At 58.4% G+C, this 20911-nt stretch carries 14 protein-coding genes and 1 riboswitch; of the genes, 9 read left to right on the forward strand and 5 right to left on the reverse strand.

Features of this window, described 5'->3' with window-relative positions; translation table 11 throughout:
- Window positions 1–1005: 1005 nt before the first annotated feature.
- Entirely contained in the window at window positions 1006–1266 is a 261-nt protein-coding gene (locus XI06_RS24855; protein WP_271606697.1) for a hypothetical protein, read from the reverse strand.
- A gap of 372 nt (window positions 1267–1638) precedes the next feature.
- Window positions 1639–1866 (reverse strand): hypothetical protein, encoded by a 228-nt coding sequence (locus XI06_RS24860; RefSeq protein ID WP_271606698.1) that lies wholly within the window; start codon window positions 1864–1866, stop codon window positions 1639–1641.
- 1648 nt (window positions 1867–3514) lie between these two features.
- Here XI06_RS24860 and XI06_RS24865 point away from each other — a divergent pair.
- The 4 genes from XI06_RS24865 to XI06_RS24880 all read left to right on the forward strand — a co-directional run bounded on the left by XI06_RS24865 (window position 3515) and on the right by XI06_RS24880 (window position 6372).
- A complete protein-coding gene (locus XI06_RS24865) occupies window positions 3515–3766 on the forward strand; it encodes a hypothetical protein (RefSeq protein ID WP_271606699.1) in 252 nt (83 codons plus the stop codon).
- 169 nt (window positions 3767–3935) lie between these two features.
- The gene (locus tag XI06_RS24870) at window positions 3936–4244 is read left to right on the forward strand and encodes an ATP-binding protein (RefSeq protein ID WP_271606700.1); all 309 of its coding nucleotides are present in this window, start codon (window positions 3936–3938) and stop codon (window positions 4242–4244) included.
- The gene (fixJ, locus tag XI06_RS24875; RefSeq protein ID WP_271606701.1) at window positions 4241–4846 is read left to right on the forward strand and encodes a response regulator FixJ; all 606 of its coding nucleotides are present in this window, start codon (window positions 4241–4243) and stop codon (window positions 4844–4846) included. Before XI06_RS24870 ends, fixJ begins: the two co-directional genes overlap by 4 nt.
- A 926-nt stretch (window positions 4847–5772) precedes the next feature.
- The gene (locus XI06_RS24880) at window positions 5773–6372 is read left to right on the forward strand and encodes a hemerythrin domain-containing protein (RefSeq protein ID WP_271606702.1); all 600 of its coding nucleotides are present in this window, start codon (window positions 5773–5775) and stop codon (window positions 6370–6372) included.
- Window positions 6373–7533: 1161 nt separating this feature from the next.
- Here XI06_RS24880 and metE read toward each other — a convergent pair.
- Window positions 7534–9879: a 5-methyltetrahydropteroyltriglutamate--homocysteine S-methyltransferase gene (metE, locus tag XI06_RS24885; RefSeq protein WP_271606703.1), complete on the reverse strand. Its 2346-nt coding sequence runs from the start codon at window positions 9877–9879 to the stop codon at window positions 7534–7536.
- 103 nt (window positions 9880–9982) lie between these two features.
- Window positions 9983–10183: riboswitch (cobalamin riboswitch) on the reverse strand.
- 999 nt (window positions 10184–11182) lie between these two features.
- On the opposite strand from metE, the gene XI06_RS24890 reads away from it, so the two are divergent.
- The 5 genes from XI06_RS24890 (at window position 11183) to XI06_RS24910 (ending at window position 17654) form a co-directional block, all read left to right on the forward strand.
- The gene (locus XI06_RS24890) at window positions 11183–11965 is read left to right on the forward strand and encodes a nodulate formation efficiency C protein (RefSeq protein WP_271606704.1); all 783 of its coding nucleotides are present in this window, start codon (window positions 11183–11185) and stop codon (window positions 11963–11965) included.
- A 1799-nt stretch (window positions 11966–13764) separates the two neighbouring features.
- Window positions 13765–14505: a thermonuclease family protein gene (locus XI06_RS24895; protein ID WP_271606819.1), complete on the forward strand. Its 741-nt coding sequence runs from the start codon at window positions 13765–13767 to the stop codon at window positions 14503–14505.
- Window positions 14506–14539: 34 nt separating this feature from the next.
- Window positions 14540–15259 (forward strand): carbonic anhydrase, encoded by a 720-nt coding sequence (locus XI06_RS24900; RefSeq protein ID WP_271606705.1) that lies wholly within the window; start codon window positions 14540–14542, stop codon window positions 15257–15259.
- 897 nt (window positions 15260–16156) lie between these two features.
- Window positions 16157–16336, forward strand: a complete 180-nt coding sequence (locus XI06_RS24905; protein ID WP_271606706.1) for a hypothetical protein — start codon at window positions 16157–16159, stop codon at window positions 16334–16336.
- A gap of 151 nt (window positions 16337–16487) precedes the next feature.
- On the forward strand, window positions 16488–17654 hold the full coding sequence (locus XI06_RS24910; protein ID WP_271606707.1) for an acyl-CoA dehydrogenase family protein: 1167 nt from the start codon (window positions 16488–16490) through the stop codon (window positions 17652–17654).
- 1511 nt (window positions 17655–19165) lie between these two features.
- Here the strand turns inward: XI06_RS24910 and XI06_RS24915 are convergent.
- Complete coding sequence (locus tag XI06_RS24915) at window positions 19166–20218, reverse strand: omptin family outer membrane protease (protein ID WP_271606708.1); 1053 nt, start codon at window positions 20216–20218, stop codon at window positions 19166–19168.
- A complete protein-coding gene (locus tag XI06_RS43575; protein ID WP_333909364.1) occupies window positions 20169–20792 on the reverse strand; it encodes an outer membrane protein in 624 nt (207 codons plus the stop codon). Before XI06_RS43575 ends, XI06_RS24915 begins: the two co-directional genes overlap by 50 nt.
- Between the last annotated feature and the right edge of the window lie 119 nt (window positions 20793–20911).

Below are 20911 nucleotides of genomic sequence, written 5' to 3' on the forward strand. Positions count from 1 at the left end.
GATAGCCGCGTTGGCTACGCGTGTGACGAGATCTCGACTGCCGTCTTCGACCGATTCGAGATCAGACTACGTCGGTGGTAACCGCGCTGTTGCACATCTTGGCGAATAACATCGCTCACTGAACGCACCGCCCGCTTCTTTCGCTTCCAACTGCCGGCCAACCCAGCAGAGATCGCGAACCCTCGCGGAACGACCAAAAGATCGCGTCTTCCGTTCACATAAATATCGAACATGTCGTCCCTCGGTTGACACCAGTGTAGATTGCCGGTTCATACATTTGGTGACATCGAAGCAACAGTTGCGCTTAACGAACTACGCGAGTTGTCTCCGGATTTCGCCCGCACTTGAGAGTGCACCGCGCAATCTCGCTTCTCCTTCACGTGCTCCGCATTGCCGAGAATGCAGGAGCCTTCGCGCGCGCCTTATTGTCGCTAACAGATTCCCCATGTCCGGGCGTCGTTCAAGGCAATAAGCTTTGCAGGCTACCGTCGGATCGATAACGAGCCGGTGAACTGAATTGTCCTTTGGACAGAGGCCTGATCTGTGATGCGAGGGACTTTTGCCGCTCGGACGAATTTGATTGAGCATTTGTCTGCCCTGGCAATTCTCTTTGAGTTTATCCCTGATCGCGCGATCGAATCGTACTCGGATGCTGATGTTACAATGTACGTGAGGACCGTTGTGGGTGCGATGGTGCCGACGAACGCCAACGTGTTCACGCCCCAACCTACCGCCCGTTCATAGCGGCGATTGAGGATGACGGCGGCGCTGGCAAGCTGGCGGCGAAAGTGAGCAATACGCAGAAGGTAAACGCCGGATCGTATTCCCATCGCCGCCAGAAACAGCGAGTACAGACACAAGGGCTGTCATGGATTTCGAGGCGGCAATGACGTTTGTCCTGTGTCGACCTTCTTTGAATGTGGGCATGCTCGGGGATCAAAGCTCTTCGGCAGAACCTGTTGAGCGCAGTCAATCACGAAAGCGCAGCGGGAGGATATATCACGATCAAGCGCGCAGGGTCTGTTCGTTCGGGCATTCTTTGAGCGGACTTGCATGGTTCTGCTTCTCGAGGTTGGCGGCGCAGAGGACTTTGGTCTGACATGGGCCGCTCACCCGCTGGAGATCGCGCAATACGTTCCATAGCCGCAGCAAGCGCGAGGCGCTTGCTGCGCTGTTCAGGAGAGTGCGCTCTTGCGCCATGGTTTGAAAGGCAGATGCGGACAGATTAAAGTCACGTGCGATCGCATCGATGTGCTGCGAGCTCAAGTAAGGCCGGTTCGGACAGGCTCACGCGCAACCGGCTGAGTAAATGCCTTAACCGTCAGCCATGGCTGCCAGAGCTAGACTTGTTCTTGTCACGAATCAAACAAGACCGATTTGTGGGAGCGGATCCTTCGATCCGGATGGCCCTGCCGGTACGACGCTTTACGGAGCGCTGCAGAGCCAGTTTGAGCGGCAGGCGGCAAACCCTCCAGCGAGATCCGCTAGGTGTCGTGGGACAATAGGGCGCTCACCGATTTGACGCCAGGATCACCAGTTGTTCTCGAATCGACGGTCGATGCGCCCCTGTCCGGGATCACGCTTACATTACAGATTGACCCACAATCCAATTCGCGGACTCCCTCCGCCAAAGTCAAGCTAACCAGCCCATGCCGGCGGTAATGCAGGCGGGGTTCGGAGCTCTATCACATCGGCGAAGACGGTCCAATCGCGGACACTCTTTTGCTTGCAGAAATCGCTCTCCGCCTGCTGTGCAGCAGCGCACAGCGTGGCGGCATCGACCTTGAACGTCGCCTGACAGGCACGATGTTCGTGCCCGGTATCATCACAAACGGTCTTGATGAACCGAACATTAAATGAAGTCATGGCATCCTCTTCTTGTGGGTTTGCTTATCCACCATTCTGCCATTCGCTCCACAAGAGTATTTGATCTGCCTCAAGCGGCGTCCCCAACCGGTTGTCCGCTCCTCCATCGAGATAAGGTCGAAACTTTGCCAGCGCGACTCGAGCCCTCCTGTTGTCGCGCAGACCACTTTTCCAGCTTGGCGGATCGCACTCTGTTTTGCGCCGAGGAATAACGCCTCCTGGTCTGTTCATGCCCTCGACTGACAAAATTGAACGACCGATGACTCGAGGAACGTCTGAAGAGACGATTGAGAGCCGCATGCGCCGTCACGCCCGAGATGCCGGCTATTGATCTCTATCGATCCATACTCAACCGCTGGCAATATTGAGAGGCCACTAACTTTACACGCGATACTTGGTGGTCTCACGAGGCATTTGCCGCAAACACCAGGTCGTCGCGCCAATCGCCGAGCAGAGCCATTTCTGAGGCGCGCCGCGGCCGAGGCAATCGATGGCGAGACGTATGCGCACGTGATCGTGGGCCAAGATGAGGCAAACTGCCGCGGCCGCGACAGCACAGCCGATGATCACGCTTGTCGCAGCCAACGTTTCGATGGCCCCAGGGCTCGCGACTTCAGCGCCAAAGCCTTTGGCTTGGATCTGCCCGGCAAGGCCACCGATATTGCGAGGCGAGCGATCAATTGAACATCCGCTTGCCGGCTATCGCAACATTGAGGACAAATACCGTCGTGGTCCATTGGCGAGCGGTGCGCCTCAAATCAACCCGGCTACATGCTGGCGTGTTCAACGCGAGCCCTCGCGGATCGCCCGACTTGGGACATGTCGCCAGCCGACGCGGGCCTGTGGGGCTCGCAGCAGCCGCTCGAGCTCGGCCATTCTGGATGCGCATCAGCTCTTTTTGACCTGTATCAAATACTGCGGCGACTGCCTACTGATAGAAGTGAGCTTCCCGTCCAAGGTCACACACATGGCAGAAAGAAAGACTTGGCGCCCCATCATCTTTTCATGTCCAGATACCGGCGACCGAGTTCAAGGTTGCTGCCGGACGTCCCGAGCCTCCTGCCGATGACCTACACACGATAGCCTTACGCCGCATGCGAAGGCGTCCACTTCATCGACCCGCGGACGGGGGCGATGATCGGCGCCGAGCGCAGCTAGGCTCATCCGAATGGTGTCAAGCGAGTTGCGGCGTCTTCCGGTTCTCGGGGATGCCCCGCTCACAAGGGCGCGGCTGACGTCATTACAACCCAACGCCCCACGGGGACGCCGTGGGACAAAGAGATTTCGTACCAACGAAGGATGTTCGACATGACAGACCACGGGGACATTCGTCCCGCCGCCGGCCAGATCGCGGGAGCGGCAGTCCCGTTCAACTTCTGCAGAACAGCGGTTAATACCAAGCGCCGAGGACCTGAGCTGATCCAGATCGATTCGATCGAGGGCCGGGAGTTGTTTCGCAGCGCCAGTCCAAATATTTCGGGTGGCGAGCCGATCATGTCCCGGCACGATAGGTTCAACGGTGCCACGGCCGATAAAACCCCGGCCGCGGCTGGCGCAATCGGAACCACGCCCCCCGGGCAATATTGGGCTGAGCCTGCTCGCGCGGCGGCCAAGCCATCTCGTGCGTAGTTCAGAAGGTTGCCTGAATTTGTCAGCCGGCAGCGATGAACACCGTCCAAGATCTACTGGCGACCTGACCTGGGAGCGGGTCGAAACGGCGCCGCCCATTGATCAGGATCTGGAGATTGCCGTGATCGAGGGGAATGCCATTCACCGGGTGGTCTTTCCTTGCCGCCGGGCCTTCGGCGGCTGGATCAAGGCCAAGACCGGAGAACACGTGGCCGTGCAGCCAACGCACTGGCGCATATGGCCTGATGGCGGCGGCCGTTCTGCACAATAGATTGGTGTGAGCTGAGGCGCGTTCTGCTCCGGTGGCCCTCGTGAAACAATGTAGAGTCGATCGAATGAGAGGGTCTACCAGGAAGCATGTCGGACCACATCTGGTAAGGCTATGGCACTGCCGCGGCAGCCGCCGCGCTGCCTCTCGTGCTGTCGTCGACAAGATCCAGATGCAGAAGGTCGCGGTGGACTTGATACGCAATGCAATCGAGGCCGTGGCTTCCTGCCCGCGCGCGGAAGTTGCTGTCGACAGATTTACAGTTGCTAATAAGGATCCCGGCATCAGCGCTGATATCACCGACCGACTGTTCCAGCCCTTTGTCACGACTAAAAGGCATGGCACGGGTGTGGGCCTATCAATCTGCCGGACGATCATCGAGTCACATGGCGGCCATATCGTCGCGCAAGCAAATCCGGGTGGCAGCGCGATCCTTCAGTTCACCGCGCCATTTGTCGAGCTTAGCGAAGAGACAGCATGATTGGGCGGCGCATTCTTGTGATCGACGATGACGCCGCAATGCGGGACTCGCTCGCGTTTCTTCTTGATGTTAACGGTTTCTACGTAGCAACCTATGAGACGGCGACCGCGTTTCTTAATGACGTCGCGAGCGGTCCAGTTGATTGCATTGTGTCGGACATCCGCATGCCGGGTATGAGCGGTCTCGAGCTAGTCGGTAAAGTGAAGGCCAATCGCGTCGACTGCCCCGTCGTCTTAATAACTGGTCATAGCGACGTATCGCTCGCAGTCGAAGCGATGAAAGCGGGTGCGGCCGACTTCCTCGAGAAGCCGTTTGTGGAGGAGGTGCTATTGCGTGCGATCAATAGTGCTCTGGAAGCGCGGCCAACAAAACCAGCCGATGACGCAGCAAAACTCCAGGCAGAAGCCCGCCTCGCGGGCCTCTCGTCGCGCGAGCGTGACGTCCTGCAGGGACTATTAGCCGGCAAGATTAACAAGGTGATCGCCCATGATCTCGGCATCAGTCCCAGGACAGTCGAGGTTTACCGTGCAAACCTCATGGCCAAGACCAATGTCCGCAGCATGTCCGAGTTGATGCGGATCGCCATTGCCGCGGGACTCTAGCACCAGCGCAATTGGCGCGAATGGTTTATTCATGCATTCAAGCTGCGCACCCCAGGCAAACGGACGGTTTTCAGGCGCACCGCGCCGAGCGGGTCATGTTTTCGATGACGGCTACCGATGCAACACACGCTGCTGGTTTCTTGCATCACGACGGCACATGAAGCAGATCAATTACGTCGGCCTACATTTGTGCTCCGACGGACAGCGGGTCTGTCGCCCCGGAGAACGGGGGCTACGGCAGCCTATCGCATGATCATCGAGCGCGCCGACCACGTCGGTCAGCGTACATCGATCGGGATGCCGTCAATATCTGCCTGGTCACCTCCGCGGCCGACCGATGCTGACGGGGATCAGAGCCAAGGCGCCCGAACAAGACTTCCTGCGGCAAGCCGAAAGTGGCTGTGGACGACAACTTTTCGGCTGGCTGGAGCTCTTCACGGGTGCGGCCGTGCGCTTCCGACTGTTTCCATGGACGCGGCCGACGAAGCCAGCATGCAGCTTTCTAATCCGGTTTGGCCATGTTTGGCAAACAAGTGACCACGCCGCCCCATTCAAAACGCCCTGCTCATGGCACTTACGGATAAATACTTAGGGACTTCTACCTAGGGAAAACATCCAAATTTTCGAGTTCGTCAGGAGCAGCCAATCTGCGTCCCATCGATGTCCGCAAGATAGGGTCCGCCATGCACGCCCAGGCCGCCACATTTAGCGAAACGAGCCGTTATCCGACCAGCGTCTTGCGGGGCAACCTCAACACTTCGGCGGCTAAGTTGATTTACGCCAGTTCAAATTCAAAGCGCGCTACGTTTTTGCGTCGAATAGCTCAGAAAATCGCGGCGTAGCGAAGGCCACCGAATTCGGCTTGGGCGATCTTGTAAGTGGCAGAAACCGCTTCCGGCCTACATTGTGCCTCCAGGAGCACCGGAATGATCATCGACCTTTTGCTTCGAGAGCATCGCAACATTGATCTGCTTCTGGCCGCTCTTCAACACGAATTGGAGATTTTTGAGGGAGGGATCGGTCCCGATTATGAGGTCATCCGCGCGATTATCAGCTATTTCGAGGTTTACCCCGAGCTGTACCATCATCCACAGGAAGACTTGATTTTTTCGAAGCTCAAAGCTCGCGATCCCGATGCAGCTGCAATCGTCGGCGATCTCGCGCTTGAACACCAGGAAGTGGCCGACCGTTTGCACCACTTCGCGCGAGCTATTGACGCCATCCTTGCGGATCGTGAACTCTTTCGGCAAGACGTCGGCGATATCATACGCGACTTTATAGTACGCGAGCGGCGCCACATGATGTGGGAAGAACGAGATTTCTTTCCGGCCGCACTGAAGGCTCTCTCGGCACAGGAATGGACCAAAATCGCTTCCGCCGTCACCGATGATGGAGATCCCCTGTTCAGCGAGACAGCGGCAGCCACTTCCGATGCGCTAAGAGCGCATATTCTGCAATTGGAGCAAGAAGCTGAGGCCGAACGGAGCTCGGTCGCATTTTCGTCCGCCAAGGCCGGCAACCCGTGACACGGCGCCGAGACGTAGGGGCCGTATTGATCGGCGCCGTCTTACAGCAGAATTAGACCTCATGCTCATCCTGTCGAATGAAAATGGGGGTGTTCGCGGGCACGTAGGCTGCCGCACCGCCAAAATGGCTTTCTGCGCACGATGATCGCTTCCGGTGCCAACGGCATGGCCGAGCCTTCCTGAGCCCTGGTTCCGGCACCTTCCACAATGTGATGTCGCAGGTCTGGCAGTTGCGCAGTGACATCGCGCGAAACGGATACCGTCCGCCGCCCCACAACGACGGACGATTGCCGCCGCGCGGGCGGGGCGAAGCACTCCCACTCTTTCCCAGCGCTCTCAATGATCCGACCGCGGCCGGTTCGACCCACAGCACCCCAATTGCCAGGCTTGCTCGCCCGGGTACATTTAGGCGCTGGACGACGTCCTAACCCTGCGCTGAGCCGAGCCGTGTCGGATCGGAGATCGCCATGATTCAACTGGCCTGTGCTGAGGGCAGGACCACGCACACGGCTGAGGAGCACCCTATCGGCACCAGTGCCTTCTTCAAGCTCGTGACATCCTCCGCGTGGTCCGCTCATAGACTCTCAAACAGAGGCCCAAGATGAAACCCGACCATCGGGTGGAACCGGTCGACCAAGGACTGCCTTAAGCAGGGGTCAAATCAATAGTAACCGCTCATGCATTGTCTACGCTTGCAAGATCCTTGGAGCCGGGTTTTTCGTGTCGTCCCGCTGATCGAGCATAAGGTTTCCAGGCAGGAAAGCGCACCGAGTTTGCGGCTCGTGCCCTGCGGTGACCGCCCGGCATCACCGTCCTCGTCGCCGTCGTAATCGTTGCGGACGTGCTCTTGACCGACAAACCCCGTCTAACTTTATAAACCTCAGGCTAACGGTCGCATACCACGGCATAATTGAGCTACGCTGAGCTTGTGCTTCAATTGAGCTCAGATTTTCGGCGAATGTCCTTGCCGTGATCGAACCGGCGGTTGTCCTCTCTCCGCCGATGGAAGTCCACGCGATGCGTCAGCGTCGCTCCTCCCAGACTTTCGCCCGGCCCGCTCAGCGGGGCCGGGCTTTTTTTATTCCCAAGGCTCCATCGATCACCGACAGCGCAAATGACCGCAAGAGGATCCGCTTTGTCGAGAAGAGACCCAACCCCGGATCAACGGCCTCGCGGATCGAATGCAGCGCGAAGTTGGCGGGCGGCAGCGACCATGTTCGCTAGCGCCGGACGCACTTCCTCCCATTTGCGCGTCTTCAGGCCGCAGTCCGGATTGACCCAGAGCTGCGAATCCTGCAGCCGGGTCCGAGCCAACGCCATCAGTTCCTTCATTTCGCCCGCCTCGGGAACGCGTGGGGAGTGGATGTCGTACACGCCCGGCCCGATCTGATTTGGATATTCGTAGTTCCTGAAGGCGTCGAGTAGTTCCATTTTCGAGCGCGACGTCTCGATCGAGATGACATCTGCGTCCATTGCAGCGATCGCAACGATGATGTCGTTGAACTCCGAGTAGCACATATGTGTATGAATTTGCGTTTCATCGGCGACGCCCGATGAGCAGATGCGGAAGCAATCCACAGCCCAGTCGAGATAGGCCGTCCACTCCGATCGACGCAACGGCATTCCTTCGCGCAGTGCGGCTTCGTCGATCTGGATCATTGTCGCACCAGCATTCTCGAGATCGCGGACTTCGTCTCGGATCGCGAGCGCAATCTGGCGGCAGACCTCGCTTCTGGGAATATCATCGCGAACAAAGGACCAGTTCAAGATCGTTACCGGTCCGGTCAAGATCGCCTTCATCGGCCTCCTCGTTAGTGATTGCGCGTAGCACCACCAGTCTACGGTGATGGGCTTCGACCGCACTACATCGCCAAACAGGATCGGTGGCCTGACGCAGCGCGATCCGTAGGACTGCACCCATCCGTTCTTGGTAAATGCGAAGCCGGCAAGTTGCTCGCCGAAGTACTGCACCATGTCATTGCGTTCGAACTCGCCGTGCACGAGGACGTCAAGACCGATGTCCTCCTGCCAACGTACGGCGCGCACAGTCTCCCCCTTGAGGAACCGGTCGTATTGCTCGTTACTCATCGCGCCTCGCGCATGCGCCGCACGCGCATTCCGGACCTCTGTGGTCTGCGGAAACGATCCGATCGTCGTGGTAGGAAAAGGCGGTAGTCCGAAACGATTGTTTTGGATCTCGGCACGACGGGCAAATGGGCTCACGCGCCGACGCATGGCGTGATCGATCGCTTTCATCCGGACAGCGACATTGGCATTACGGATTTTCGGCGAAGTCCGGCGGACAGCCGCGGCACATTCCGACTCGGCAAGAGCTAGCGCGACATTCTGGTCGCCTGCGAGTGCCCGCCCCAGGATAGCAAGCTCTCGCATCTTCTGGACCGCAAAAGCAAGCCAGCTCTTGACGTCGGAAGCGAGCCCGGTCTCGAGTCCAACATCGACCGGCACATGAAGCAGCGAGCAGGATGGGGCGATCTGTACACGATCTTTGCCGAGCTTCGCAATCGCGGGCTCGAGCCGCTGGCGCAGCGAGGACAAATTCGACCGCCATACATTCCGGCCGTCGACGACACCGAGCGACATGACGAGATCACTTCGGCCGCCAGCGATGATCTGGTCCAACAACTGTGGCGCTCGAACCAGATCGAGATGCAGTCCGGCAACTGGCAGGCTCAAGGCGGTGTCCAGATTGTCGCCGAGGTCGCCGAAATAGCTGGCAACCATGATCTTGATGGCCGGCCCCTCCTTGGCCAGCCGCTCATACGCACGCCGCAAAGATTTTCGCGCCCCCTCGTCCAGATCAAGAACCAGGCAGGGCTCGTCGAACTGAACCCACTTTGCCCCACGTTTGGCCAATTCCTGCAGAACCTCGATATAGACCGGTATCAGTTCATCCAGTAGTGAGAGTGGCTGGAACGCAGGATCGGGACTCTTGCCGAGCTTTAGGAATGTAACCGGCCCGATCAGGACAGGGCGGGTCTGAAAGCCGAGACCCTTGGCTTCCTCATACTCCTCAATCGGCTTGCGAGAGCATAGCCTGAAAGTCTGTCCCGTGTGAAACTCGGGGACCATGTAGTGGTAGTTGGTGTCGAACCACTTGGTCATCTCCTGCGCGGGTGCGCCAAATCCGCACGATCGATGAGCGCAACTCGCATCCTGGTCGTCGAATTGTGAACCACGGGCCATGGCGAAGTACGTCTTTAGCGAGACGAATTCGGCTTTCGAGGCGTAGATCTCCGGGATGGCGCCGACCATGACACTTGTGTCGAGCACCTGATCATAGAGCGAGAAATCGTTCGATGGAATGACCGTGACGCCGATAGATTTCTGACGAGCCCAGTTCGCGGCACGCAGGCCCGCTGCGTCCTCGAGCAACTGCTGTTCGCTGCTTTTTCCGGCCCAGTAGCTTTCTAGAGCGCGTTTGAGCTCGCGCCTTGGACCGATGCGTGGCGTGCCGAGCGTGGCAACCGGAAGGGAGAGAAGAGACATAGCGTCAACCCCATGTTGGGGACAAAGGCCATGGCGGACGCTGGCAGGCGACGTCGCGTGGTGCGACGGTTGCTTGGCGCACCACCGGGACACCCCGCCCGTGGACTAATACATTGTCGAGGCAGGTCTCCTGGCTCGCGGATCATCGCTGCTGTCTGGCCTTCCCGAAGCCGCAGGCTTCAGTGACATCGTTGGACAGCGGCTCGCCGCTCACAGTTGCGGGGGCAGCGCCGGCATCTTCACCGGCTTCCCTCTTAGCTCCGGATCAAGTGGGAACCGGAGAACCTCGACGAGTCGGAGTATCGGCAAGACAAGTCTTCCGTCAACCTCTCAGATCTTATCTCAAGCTGATGCTGCGACATCCGTTACGCGATTGACCGCGCATCTTGATCGTAGAGTCGATGGAGAAAGGCTCTCCGTCAGCGATATTGTAATGACCATCGCAGCTGCCCCGGCCCGCACGCCAGGTGGCGGAAGGGACAAATGCGCCTTGCGCCGGCCGGCACTGTTGCCTGGAGCAGAACGCATTTGATGTCTCGGCTTCCCACCGGTTTTTCGAGCGCGTCCGCCATCCGACCGCCCTCTCGACCAGCTCGATCCGCGCTGAATACGCCTAAGTCACCTGGCAAAGCCAGCAACATACCTAGCCGGCACGGTGATTTGCAGTGCGAGCCAGACTCCAAATGCTCGGCGGTGAAGATCGGCTTCGCATCGTTGGCCTTCTATAGCAAAGTGCACTGACGAAGGTCGCTCTCGACTTCCCGAGCGCCGCATGTCGCGAAAGAAGCGCCAAACGCGCTCTGGGCTCTTGGCCGCAAGTGTCCAGAGGCATGCCAGAGATCGAAAGCCCACATCCCGGCAACGATACCGAACCAAACGGTTCTATGGCAGCAAACGTGCTTCTAATTCTCATCAGGAACTTGGCACCGAGGCGCCGCACTGCGCCGTCGAATGCTGCGCGACGAGAACGCATAAGCCGCGCTGGATAGCGCTGAAGGGAAACATCGAGACGTGCGCAAGTCGGAAAGCCGACAAAGAGGACAAAAAGCGGCGGGAATTGCCGTCTATTACCTGGCACGAGGAATGCAAGTCTTCGGCATGCCCAGTTTCCTCCTGCTGGGCATATCCAGCACAGCAACTTGAGGCTGTCGCCGGCAGCGAAGTTAGCGGCGCGTGACATAGAGGGGAGCGCCTGCTCGCACGGGACACGGTCGGTCTCCCCGTCGCGTCGCCGCTAACTTCTTGCGCTCACGCATAACAGGTTGAAGGTTGCCTGCTTTGGAATGACGCTTGGATAACGGTTATGAAAACAGTGTCTAGAAGACGCGCGTCGTTATGGTTTTGTCTCGGTCGCCCCCTTATCTGCCTGGCCGGGCTGGCTGCGACGAGCAACAGTGTTCGCGCCATCGAGAGCCCCCATATCGAAAGATTCAAGTCAACGTGGCGAGCGCAAGACGGTGCGACAATAGAACAAATTATCTCCAACGTCTCGAAGGTGGCACAATTCGTCCCTCGAATGTGGGGCGTCGCTGAACTTGACGAAAACGACTATGTTTTCGTTTCGTGGACCAGGCACCCGGATGATACATTAGACGAACAGAACGTTATCACCTGGAGGGTCGCGCTCGACGGCACGTTTCAACTTGCGTCGACCTATGCAAAGCCGATCGAATTGGGCTGGCACGCCCTAGCACTCTCGTTGATCGCCACTGAAATCAAGGCGGGTGAAAGGGACGCAAATCTTCGCTTTCTGCATGATCCGAGCAACTTCAACTTTGTGACGACCACGCAAGGCCGACTCGGCGATCTTCTGCGGCAGGGCCGCTGCACAATCGTTGAACCTGTTGGAGTGGACTACTTGCCGAAGCAGAAGGACAAGCCGACCGAGAAGGGTGATCTGTGGCGCGTTTTGCTTTTGGTGAACTGTGATATCCCAGGGCCCCGGTTTTTTACACACAACGGGGTCATCACTTTCGAGAAGAGCGAAGGGCAAGATTGGGAGCCGCAATCCCCTTTTGCCAAGCGTATCGCGGCCTTTCCTCCTGGCTCCTGGTTCGCTCGCATGGAGCCAAAGGAACGGGAATAGTAAGAGAGGAGCGAAAGCGCTTGGTAAATGGTCGGGCAGAGCAAGATCACGCCGCAGCTCCTTTACCGCCAAACGCCTCAGAGCAAACTGCAAGACATTCAGCGCGAAAGTGTCGGTGCTTACGCCTTCGCAGCAGTCGCGAGCCTTTCCCGCGGCCTTCGGCCCCTCAGGAAAAACTCGCGCAGCACGATTACTCGAGTGTTTTTGTTAGGAGTTGGCCGCAGGAGCGCGTGCCAGTTAGCAAACTTTTGCCCCTGACTCAGTGAGAGGACACCAATCTGCCGGGGAACCAGCTCAGCATGCTACTCCTCAAGGGACCGGACATGGAGATGGCTCGTGCCCGAGCCCGATCCGGCGTGCACGCCGCGCAACGCGACGGGCTGGTGAGCATGCCGACGCCGAGGCGGCACGATCGAGTGCTGCGATGAAACCCATTAAGAGGGTAACGGGCAGTGTTAGCGGGCCGGCATGCCCCTGAGCACCGGCGAGTGCCCTCGGCGAGGAGCCCCGGAGCCGTGCGCGAGGCATCGAGGACCGAACTGAGTCGGCGCTAGATTTCCTCGCGCGCATTCGTCTGCGCGTCATAGATCCGGACTTGAAGCATGGGAAAACGCTTCTTTAGTTCTGCTCCGCCTGCCCTGGCGCCGTCTCTGGTTGCGAATTCAGCTCTGAGTCGGCCATCCACTTCAAGCGCGTAAGAAGAGACCGGCGATTCCCGGGGGGCTTCAACCATTTCATTCCCGTTGTGTAGTGAGGTCATGGAGAATGATTTGTAGCTTGAGTCGGCTACACCGCACCAGAGCGACCTGCCCAAGTGCCGCAATGGCGTAACCCTGTTGTGGATTGACGCCTCGCACCGAGTGGCATCGGGATGGGCACTCGCGATCGTCCGAACACGCGGGCGGCTTAACCCTCGCCGGTGCGTATACGACAAAGCCACGAAGGTTGCCGTTTCAACTTTTCTGGCGCAAAACGCACGCCCTCATGCCGGGCTCGCTGGGTAAATTCCACATGTGATCGCGGTGAAGCGTACTACGCGAGAGCGGCCGCCAGTCGCGCCGCCGGGGTCATGACAATCGGGTTCTTCTACGAACGGGGTGGCGCACCACGAACGGTCCTGGTGCGGCGCAGACGTGCGAAAAGCCACAATGCGATTGGCATCAACGACCATTCGGCCCGGTTCTCCGAAAAACGCCTCCGGGTTTTGCGCGGTTTGCCAAACGGTACCGGTTCATTTACGCTGAGCGTTGGACTGAACTCCGTGGCGCCTTTGTCCAGACCTCAGAGGAAGCGAGTCCAGATTTCTTTCGAACACCATCTTTTCCTGACAACAATTTACTCGAAATGTCATCGCTCTCCGCTGAACCGTCGGCAGCCTTCTGTCTGCCAATGCAGTTGGCACAAAGCATAGCCAGGTTGCTCCTCCACGCCTGACTTCCACTCGACCCCTCAAGATTCGACGGCGCCATTTGCTCTTCAAGCGCGTGAGAAGCAGCGTTCCGAGGTTCGGCTTTCTCCCGCATACCGGGTTCACGGCTGAGCGATAGGGAACTCCTCTTCAGGCCAAGAGGGTGCAGTGCACGCCCAGAGAGAGAGAGAGAGAGAGGCCGGCGAGGCTCGAAGGGCGAATACCGCGACACGTACGCCCGAAGAAATCGCTTGAACCTCACGCAGCGTCAGGTCGTAGCTTGGAAACCACGGCCAAGCATTCATAGAGTAAACGTCGAAAGATGCCGGCCTATTAACGGACATCGTGCGCTTAAGCAGTCGAATGTGCCGGCGCCGAATCGTGCGTGGACATGGATCAAGAGCGAAAAGTGATTGTCGGGATGAAACACCGCGTAATGATGATCGCATTGTTCGCTGTCATCACATCTCCGGTATGCGCGGCGAAACGAAGCGGCCTTCCGCGCATCCTCGACGGCAATACGATTGAGATCGAGCAGACCAAGATCCGACTCTCAGGCATTGAAGCTCCTGAGACTGATCAGATTTGCCTCGACGCCCACGGCCGGAAATGGGCTTGCGGGGTAGCTGCTCGCAACGCGCTTATCAAGCATTCGAACGGACGAACGTGGGATTGTCATACCACAGGAGTGGATGAGTACTGGAGGTCACGCGGCAGTTGCTTCATCGAAGGCGAGGACGTGAACGCCTGGATGGTACGCTCGGGCTGGGCGCTCTCGTCGGGTCCGTACGTCATCTATGAGGTTGTGGCGAGCAAGACCTGTGCGGGGCTGTGGTCGGGGGCGTTCATCGCGCCCTGGGACTGGCGCCGCCGCAGTAAGGGAACGATCATCATCGGCGCGAGCTCGGTTCCGGTCGACGCTCAGGAACTCCTGCTCGGATCCGCTCTGCTATCGGACCCGCCCTCGTCCGAGTGTGTGATAAAAGGCACCGTGGCCCGCAATGGCGAGCGCATTTATCACCTGCCCGGGCAACTCAGTTACGAACAAATCGACATGACGAAGACCGGTGAACGCTGGCTCTGCAGCGAAGCGGAAGCCAAAGCCACCGGGTGGCGTAAAGCGGGCCGATGAGATGAGAAACGTGCAGACAGGCCAGTCGCCGAATATGTCCTATCTGACCACGATCGTGCCTTCGCGCCGCTTGCTGTTGATGTTCGCTATTTCGTCGGTTTGGCTGCGGCTTGGCAGCAACATTGTCGATGCGAAGGAAGCAAAAGCGCCGCCCAAGCCAGATAACCTGCTCTCGCCGGAAGCTGCTCTGAAGCGACTGATGGAAGGGAACGATCGCTATGTCCAGGGCGCATCACGAGGCGACGATTTCAAGCGCGAGCGCCGGGTGTTGGTGGATGGGCAAAATCCATATGCCGCAGTTCTGAGCTGCGCCGATTCTCGCGTGGCGCCAGAACTTGTCTTCGATAGCGGACTTGGTGATCTGTTTGTCTGCCGCCTCGCCGGCAACTTCGCCAACGATGACACGCTCGCCAGTATGGAATATGCGGTGGCCGTGCTGAACACGCCGCTGATCCTGGTACTTGGCCACGATCATTGTGGCGCGATAGACGCCACGATCAAGTCGCTTCGCGATGATAAGCTGCCGCCGGGGCACCTTTCATCCCTCGTCGCTGCGCTTGCGCCTGCGGTAAAAGCCTCTCGTCGACAAACGGGTGACACGCCCGCCGAAGCAACCCGACAAAATGTAATCAATAACGTCAACAAACTCACATCGACGGGGCCCATTCTGAACACGGCAGTTGAGCAGAGCAGACTGAAGGTTGTGGGGGGCATATATCGGCTCGACACCGGCAGGGTCGATTTGTTGAGCTGACGCTGCACCTTCGCGCCGTTTGCCGCCTGATTTACAGGACTTCAGTCGAGTTTCCGCGCAATCGCTCGTGCACCGCCTGCATCAAATGCACGGAATACAATCCGCTCCACAATTGTCATAGCCTCGGGAAGCCCTTTGGTATGCGCGGCCTCTTAATTCTCCTCGCGTTGTACGTGCTCATGTTCGCAACGCGAGGCCAGCACCAAGAGACAGTGATAGCGGCGGCGACACTATTCACGCCTGCACGTTGATGGCCAGCCCAACAGAGGTGCATTCCTTGGCGTGTCCAGCTCGCACAGCAAGAGCGCCGCAATCATCTGCCGGTCTTCTGCTGCTGAGATCAGTGCCGTACAGGACAGAATCGCTTGGCCTTTGGTACAGGCGGATCAGTTGCTGCGAACCTCGAAAATCTCAAATTCTCCTGGTAGATTTTTGGTTTCGCTTGCATGAACGGCGGCACTCTTGCAGCATCTAGAAGAGCGACTTGATCGTGAAATGGCAGCGCCCTGGCACCGCCGTCGCGTCTCTTGAACACGTTTGACGGTTCGTAATGTCAGGAGATCGGAGCGGGCTGAAACTCCGGTAGGCAAGCCGATCCCGATTGGTCCGCGGTCGAGGTCCACTTCAATCGTTCTCCTTCGCCGTGTTCGGTTGCTGACGTCTTGTGCCCGGAACCAGACACGGGAAGCGCGAGCATCCTGCTGGCGTGCGCACGCCCCAGGTGATCTCGCTCGATTAAGACACGGCAGCGGACCATGTCTGATGGCACGTCGATTGCTGGGGAACGGAAAAGAGCCGCGAGAGCTTGGGGCGGCCTCGCGTTCGCCAAGTCAGGAATTCGCAACGTGGCCCGAGCCGGCCAGGCCCAATTGTGACAAATCGTCCGTTGGAGACGACATGACAAAACGAGCGCTGCCGTCAACCGTCGGGGACATAGTGCAGCAGAGGCGGATCGATCTCGCCGCCGCGTATCGGCTGCTTTGCCGCTTCAGCCTTAAAGACAGCATTGATAGCTATATCTCGGTCAGCCTTCCCAACCCTCAAGACCTTTTCTTTCAGCCAATACGTTGGGGCTAAACGCCTGCAATCGCGTCACAGCACAATATCAACTGCGACAATTTCTACGATCCCTTCCGAATAGTTATCAATCGGGTCGGCTTCGCCACGCGCAGGCAATCCAAATCAATGAAGCGCGACGTGGGTCGGCTCAAGACACTGAGGACAGCTTATGAACGCTCCACCAGACAAGATCACTGCAGAAACCGACGCTACGGCTGCGACCTGGGATAATCTGTCGCCGCTACTGGTCGATATCCGCGCGCGTCGAAAGGAGTTCGCCCGCGCGCAGAAGATTCCCGACGAGATTATCGAGGGCTTCAAGCGCGTTGGCGTCTATCGGGCGCTGGCCGCCAGGCGATTCGGCGGGGATGAGCGAACGCCGACCGATTTCTGTCGCCTGATCGAGCGCATTTCCGAAGCCGATGGCTCGGCCGGTTGGGTCGCCAGCTTCGGCGATGGGGCTCGCTACCTCGCTGCGCTTCCGGACGACACGCTTCGCAAGGTATACGCGAATGGACCTGACGTGGTGTTGGCAGGCGCGCTTTTCCCGCTCCAGCCCGCCAGGCGAAGCACCGACGGGTTTATCGTGAACGGCGTGTGGCCATTCGCCAGCGGCTCACCGGGCGCGGATCTGATAGGCGTTGGCATCACTGTGGAAGACGATCCGACCGGTGGCCTTCCGCGAGTAGCCGTGATGCCGGCCGAAAAGGTAACAATCCGCCCCAATTGGGACGTCATCGGCCTGCAAGGCACCGGCAGTCACGATGTCGTTGTCAACGACGTCATTGTGCCGGAGGAATGGACCTTGATCCGCGGCGGTCCGCCGACAGTCGACGGTCCGGTCTATCGTTATCCGTCCGTGACTTTCGCTGCACAGGCGCATGCGATTGTCGGCGTCGGTATTGCGCGCTCTGCGCTAGACGAGGTAATCGCCATGGCCGGAAGCCGCGCCTCAATCACTGGAGCGCCTGTGATGGCAGAGCGCGGCTATGTCCAACTGGAAATGGCCAGAGCGGAAGCCTTGCTGCGTTCCGCCCGTTCCTTCTTCTATGAGGCCACCGAGGAGCTGTGGAAGGAAGCGCTCAAAGGTGCGGTAAACCAGAGCACGGCGATGCTGATGCGGCTCGCCGCGACGAACGCCGCGCGGCAGAGCGCTGAGGTCTGTAGCATTGCGAGCGGTCTCGCTGGAAGTGCGTCGCTCTGTAACACCAGCAATCTGGCGCGCGCCATGTGCGACAGCTTCGTGGTCGCCCAACACGCCGCTTTAAACGAGGGAACGCTTCAAAGCGCCGGCCGACTCCTGCTCGGAAGTGAAGCACAGCCGGGCTTTCCATGAAGTGCTTCTTCACGTTCCGCACGCCCCTCCGCAACGGATTGCCGGACCTGCGATATGATGCTTTCTCCAGCACAGAACCTGGCGGCCTGCCGGCCTCGTTCAAAGGACAGGAGAAGAAACCCTTGCAGTCCGGCGCTTCTCAAAACACCACTTCATATCCGTTGAGATTCTCTTCTCCGTCGCAAAAATACCGAGCGCTCTCGTAGTCTTCACGCCGCTGCCTAACCCATTGTCGTGTCGAGCACGATCCACCTTCATTTCAGCGCAACGGCTCCGACTCAACTCACGCATTTCAAGCAGGACTTCTCTAATATCGCGCTCCATGCGCAGCCGCTCGTTCTCCTGGCGCAGGCGCCCGATCTCCGAAGCCTGGTCCGCCGAAATCGGCGTCGCCTGCGTGGTGGGGCGCCACCCTGCCGATGCCGGTTCCTGCCGGAGCTTATCCAGCTAACCGTCGCAGCGCGGAGTCGCGCAGACTGAGCTCCTTGGCGGCCGTTCCACTCGATCGACCGCTCAATGCCGCCAGCCCAACGGCCTGGTGCCTGTAGTCCTCTGTGAACATCGACGTTGATGTGCTGGCATTCGAGCCCTCCACGCCCTCCGAGCCTATTACAGGTGTCCACTCATTCGGAGAAGGTTCACGGGAACATGGCCCGCCAGGGAAATTGATTACGACACCGAGGCGCGGCGGGCCCCATGCAGCGCAAGTCTTCGCTGCGAGATCAGAAGCTCTACATCGAAATGCGTTGGGCGTTGAAATGGCGTCCTCACTTTCTCGCCTGCGTAGGTGGATCAATAAGATCAAGCGCAATGTTTATTTGCTCAAGGTGGCGCTCGATCTTTCGCGCCGGACAACGTCCCGGGTAGACTTAAGCTTCCTAAGAGTACCTGCTTTCGGGTGAGCAGATTTGTGATGACTGTCGTCATCTTATCTCCGTTACAGTTCAGAATATCGCGGGATCTTGCCTTTTCTGCGCTTTCACCAGTGCTCCTGTCAGCCGCGACACAGAGCGTCGTCATGCCCAGAAATCACTCCAGTGGGCCTGAGCACTCGGGCTCACGGGCGCGTCCGAACGGAGCGGCCGGTGTCGTGTCAGTCTGGCCCCGCCTCATCCATGAACTTCGATGGAATGTGCGACATCGTTGACTGAGCTAACGCAATGCGCGAAACTGGATGCTTGTTTTGACAGTCAGAATTGTTCTTCTCACTCCAACGAGCGCGTAGCATCAAGCAGATGTTACGGTGGCTGGTGGTCGCGTCTACTATTTGCGACGATTATTCGATTGCGCTCATCGTTTTAGCCTCTCATGCACCGTTAACGCCTCTGCTGCGGGATTGCGAACAATCCGTATGCGCTTGGATCAGGGGCCGGTAGAAAGCGGCACGCGCGAATTGCACGTACCGCCTCCATGTGGCTCTGACGCGTCGGCCCGATCATCCTCAATGCCGACAAGGAAGTGCGGGCCCCTCTATATAGAGTCCTCGCCTCTCGGCCGGACGTTCAGCACGTTCAGTCAAACTCGTAAGAGGCCTGAATGAACGTGCCCCATCGTTCCATGCTATACTTCGCATCATTAGCCGAATGAAGGGTACCGACTCCGTTGCGGCCGCTGCCGAAGTCCTCGCTTCCTCTTGAAGTCCACATCGCCCAATATCGGGCGCCTACGCCGACGCTGAAGGTGTCGGTGACAAAATAGGACAAGATGCCTTCCAACTGCACCCCACCACCACCGCTCCCTCGCTGATCAAGGAAGGTCGTCTTCTCGCGGTAAAGGTGGTTGTCGCGCCCCTGGAAATCCGTCCATGGGAGGTAAGCAACCTCCGCACTTAGGCGCCAACGATCGAGTAGCACAGTCTCAGCGGCGACGCCAATACGCAGCGCATTCCAATTGGCGTCTTCGCTACCCACCGTCCTTTTATGCACCGTCCTATTATCATTCTCGCTGCCTCCGAAGCATGGATAGTAGGGCAATGCTAACTGAATGCAGCCTATGGAGTCAGACTTCTGGCCGTAGTAGGTCCAGCCCACAAACGCGCCGGCCTTGTAGGCGCTGCCGCGCAAAAAGTCATATCCAGCATCGGCCGTGTAGTATGCGAACCGCCCGTTTGCCTCGCGAGACCCAGTCAGATAATAAGCGGTGGGGACTCCATCTGGGTCAATCGCCCAATCTTCGTCGTTCATGCTTCCACGGCCGAAACGTCCGAACCCAATATTTCCTTTCAGGAAGATCCCCCAGGGGCTCTCGATACGTTCGAACAACTCACCAGAAATCCCGTCAAGCTTGTGATACGTGAGCCTCGACACAAGGCTGCTCGGATCGTTATAGGGCTCGTAAGGATGATCCCATTGAAATCTTCCTCGGCTCAGCCAAACTCTTGTACCGCTTTCCACCGACCAATCTTGCGTCAGAGCAATCGGCTGGGCGTTAACGCTCGGCTTTGTCGGGTAGAGCGCTAGATCGGACCATTCCGGCGTCCCCCCGTCGGCATCAAAATGGTAATTCAGACCAATCTTACCGATGTGATAGCTGCTGGACAGGGTACTGACATTGGCTGGGACCACCGAGGGAAGCGGGTGTTGTGGTTGGAGGGGTCGCCAGACTTGGTCCGCCGAACCTCAGATAGTCGTACTCGAACTTGAGAGACCAATCCGGCGTGAGTGCTTGCTCGATGCCTACGCCGATTGTGCCACCTAGACGACTGTCATCGAAACGTGTGGCGTTCTTTAGCACGTCCTCAGGTTCGTGGTTATTGACGATATCACCGCGATTGTGTTGCCACGCGACACCTAACTTGAAATAGGCTAGCGTACGGCCCTGCGGGCCAAAGGTATAACCCAGCCGACCGGTGCCGGTCGCAAAGACATCCGGACCTGCTTTGCAGTTTGCGCTCACGATCATGCCGGAGGCGGCAAGACAGGTGTTTGTACCGTTGGAGATTGCGCCACTGCCATCTACTTCGAAGCCAAAAAACCCAGCGCTCCCTCTGCCAATTGTAGCCGATTTGACCTCCGGATAGGAGCGCTGGGGTGTCGACCACGTCGCCATAGATCGAAGGGCCATAGGGGTCAGTGAACGATGTCCGGCCGTAGCCCCCGCCGAAGTGCCCCCCCAACGTATCCGCCAGTCCAGCTCCATATTGCTGCTTGCGCCTTTACTGGGACTCCGAGATCGGCCGAATGAGTGGCGGCGCTTGTAACGAGCGCAGCTGTTCCGGCTACACAACAAAGACGTTTTAATCGCATGTCACCTCACGT

The organism is Bradyrhizobium sp. CCBAU 11434 (assembly GCF_028128895.1).
GTDB lineage: Bacteria > Pseudomonadota > Alphaproteobacteria > Rhizobiales > Xanthobacteraceae > Bradyrhizobium > Bradyrhizobium zhengyangense.